This window comes from Komagataeibacter europaeus LMG 18890 (genome assembly GCF_000285295.1).
Taxonomy (GTDB): domain Bacteria; phylum Pseudomonadota; class Alphaproteobacteria; order Acetobacterales; family Acetobacteraceae; genus Komagataeibacter; species Komagataeibacter europaeus.
Genome location: NZ_CADP01000216.1, coordinates 1 through 2,413, shown reverse-complemented (window position 1 = coordinate 2,413; position 2,413 = coordinate 1). Strand labels below are relative to the sequence as shown.

Sequence of the window (2,413 nt, the reverse complement as noted above, 5' to 3'; positions counted from 1 at the left end):
AGAGGATCGCCTCCATGACCCGGCGCAAATCCGTACGTCGTGGTCTCCCCAGTCGTTTCTTCTCGGGCATCAAAGGCGCAATCAGCGCCCACTCCGCATCGCGAAGGTCGCTTGCATACTCCAGGTCGTCCCGGCGATACTGCGCGCGGGTGATTTCAGTCCAGGCCATCTTGATCTCATCAGGTTATCGCAAACCCATGAATCATAATCCACTGAAATCACTCAACTCATTTTCGGTCAGACACTCACATGAAAGTCACTGTTTCCTGCACCAGCTTCCGAACGCAAAAAACCCGCCTGACTGAGGCGGGTTTTTTGTCTGATTGCGGACTTGATTCATGGTTGCGGGGGCAGGATTTGAACCTGCGGCCTTCAGGTTATGAGTTCCAGTCTAATACTTACACAATTGCCGTATAGAGCCGATTTTTCCACGATAAATGGCGGTTTTCCTTAAGTTTTTACTCGGGACATGGTACACTCTCCCTCGACTGGGATCGCCTGATTTCACTCCCAAATGATTCCTATTTGATTCCAGTGATTCCGGCGCTGGAGGCAAGAGCATGGTCAAGATCACGAAACGTTCCGTCGAGGCCGCCGCCAAAACCGGCAAGGAATATTTCCTCTGGGACGACGAGCTGCGGGGCTTCGGTCTCAGGGTCCACCCCTCGGGCCGGAAAATCTACCTCGCCCAGTTCCGCGCGGGCGGGCGCATCCGCCGGGTCAATATCGGCCCGCACGGCCCAATCACCCCGGATCAGGCCCGCACCGAGGCAATGAAGCATCTGTCCGATGTCCGGCTCGGCAGCGATCCCGGCGCACAGCGCGACCGCCTGCGCGCCGCCGCAACTATGAAGGAGTTTGGCAAGCGCTTCCTCGACGAACATGTCGCCTCGCACTGCAAGCCCTCGACCCAGTACGAATATCGCCGCTGCGTGGACCTGTTCATCACCCCGAAGCTGGGAACGCTCAAGGTTATCGACGTGACCCGCGCCGATGTCGTGGAACTGCACCAGGGATTGAAAGAGACGCCCTACCAGGCCAACCGGGTGCTGGGCGTTCTGTCGATCATGTTCACCCTAGCCGACACCTGGGGCGTGCGGTCGGACGGGATTAATCCATGCTGGAAGGTCAAACGCTACAAGGAAGTGAAGCGGGAGTGTTACCTGACGCCCGACGAACTGGCCCGGCTGGGCAAGGTGCTCCGCGAGGCGGACGGTGAGCCGGAAGCAGCGACCTGCATCCGGCTTCTGCTCCTGACCGGGTGCCGTCTGGGGGAAATACAGACCCTGAAATGGGACTATGTGGACGCCCGAGCGGGCGTCCTGCGCTTGCCGGATTCTAAGACCGGGGCCAAGGTCGTGCCCATAGGCAAGGCTGCGCTGGACGTGCTGGCGGCCATTCCCCGGATCGAAGGCAATCCCTATGTCATCACCGGCAAGGTGGAGGGCCAGTATCTGACCGACATCCAGAAACCCTGGCGGCGGCTGCGCGCGCGAGCCGGGCTGGACACGCTACGCATCCACGACCTGCGCCATTCCTTCGCATCCGACGCGCTCCAGCTTGGCGCGGACCTGACCATGATCGGGCGGCTGCTGGGCCATACGCAGGTGCAGACCACCGCACGGTATGCTCATCTCAAGACCGATCCCGTCCGTGAAACCGCCAATAAGGTAGCGGAGACGATCTCAAACAGTTTAAGCCGGAAACAAGACACAAAAATGTCCCTATTGAGCTTTCATTCTTCAAACCAATAAAATATCCTTCCTGAAATCGAGATGGAATGCGGCAAAAGGCTCAATTATGCATTTTTCAAAAAAAGGATTGCCACAATGAATGAAGGAAATTCATTTTCAAATATAAAAATAACGGGATGGCGTCAATTTAGAAATATAGACATCGATTTCCATGATAGATTAACTATAATAACCGTAGCAAATGGCGCAGGAAAGTCTTCTATACTATCAATACCATCGCAACACTTCGGTTGGAGCAGAAATTTCCTTTCTACCCCAAAGCGAGATGATGGAGCGCTAGGGCCTGTTAGCACTTGATCCAGTCTGCGGCGGCAGCGATGTGGATGACCGCGAGGAACGAGGTTGCTGTTTTTTCGTATCTGGTTGCGACAGCGCGCCATTCCTTGAGACGAGCCCAGAGGTTCTCCACAAGATGTCGGCATCGATAGGCCCATTTGGGACAGGCGACCGGCGCATCGCGTCGTTTCGCGGGAATGGCCGGTCGGGCTCCCATGTCCCATATCCGTTCACGAAAGGCGTCTGACGCGTAGCCTTTGTCCGCCACGACCCACAGGGGAACAGAGGGGAGATCGTCGAGCATGGCTGGCGCCAGTGGCAGTTCATGGGCCTGTCCGGGTGCCAGAGCGAAACCAATGGCTTTTCCGTGTCCGTCCGCGATC

At 56.7% G+C, this 2,413-nt stretch carries 4 protein-coding genes; 2 read left to right on the top strand and 2 right to left on the bottom strand.

What is annotated here, in order from left to right:
• On the bottom strand, nt 1-169 hold a 169-nt coding region (locus GEU01_RS23670), incomplete at its 3' end, for a transposase (RefSeq protein WP_042711004.1).
• Nucleotides 170-560: 391 nt separating this feature from the next.
• Between GEU01_RS23670 and GEU01_RS20765 the strand changes: the two genes are divergently transcribed.
• Both GEU01_RS20765 and GEU01_RS27670 read left to right on the top strand, forming a co-directional pair.
• Complete coding sequence (locus GEU01_RS20765) at nt 561-1,754, top strand: tyrosine-type recombinase/integrase (protein ID WP_019087558.1); 1,194 nt, start codon at nt 561-563, stop codon at nt 1,752-1,754.
• A 21-nt stretch (nt 1,755-1,775) separates the two neighbouring features.
• A complete protein-coding gene (locus GEU01_RS27670; protein WP_373321427.1) occupies nt 1,776-2,051 on the top strand; it encodes an AAA family ATPase in 276 nt (91 codons plus the stop codon).
• Here GEU01_RS27670 and GEU01_RS20760 read toward each other — a convergent pair.
• Nucleotides 2,041-2,413: IS5 family transposase (locus GEU01_RS20760; protein ID WP_019085529.1), on the bottom strand; the 373-nt coding region annotated here is incomplete at its 5' end. The two genes, GEU01_RS27670 and GEU01_RS20760, sit on opposite strands and share 11 nt — an antisense overlap.

What these genes read in the sequence shown, in the direction of transcription:
- GEU01_RS27670 (WP_373321427.1), top strand. Translation starts at nt 1,776, where the DNA reads ATGGAATGCGGCAAAAGGCTCAATTATGCATTTTTCAAAAAAAGGATT.
- GEU01_RS20765 (WP_019087558.1), top strand. Translation starts at nt 561, where the DNA reads ATGGTCAAGATCACGAAACGTTCCGTCGAGGCCGCCGCCAAAACCGGC.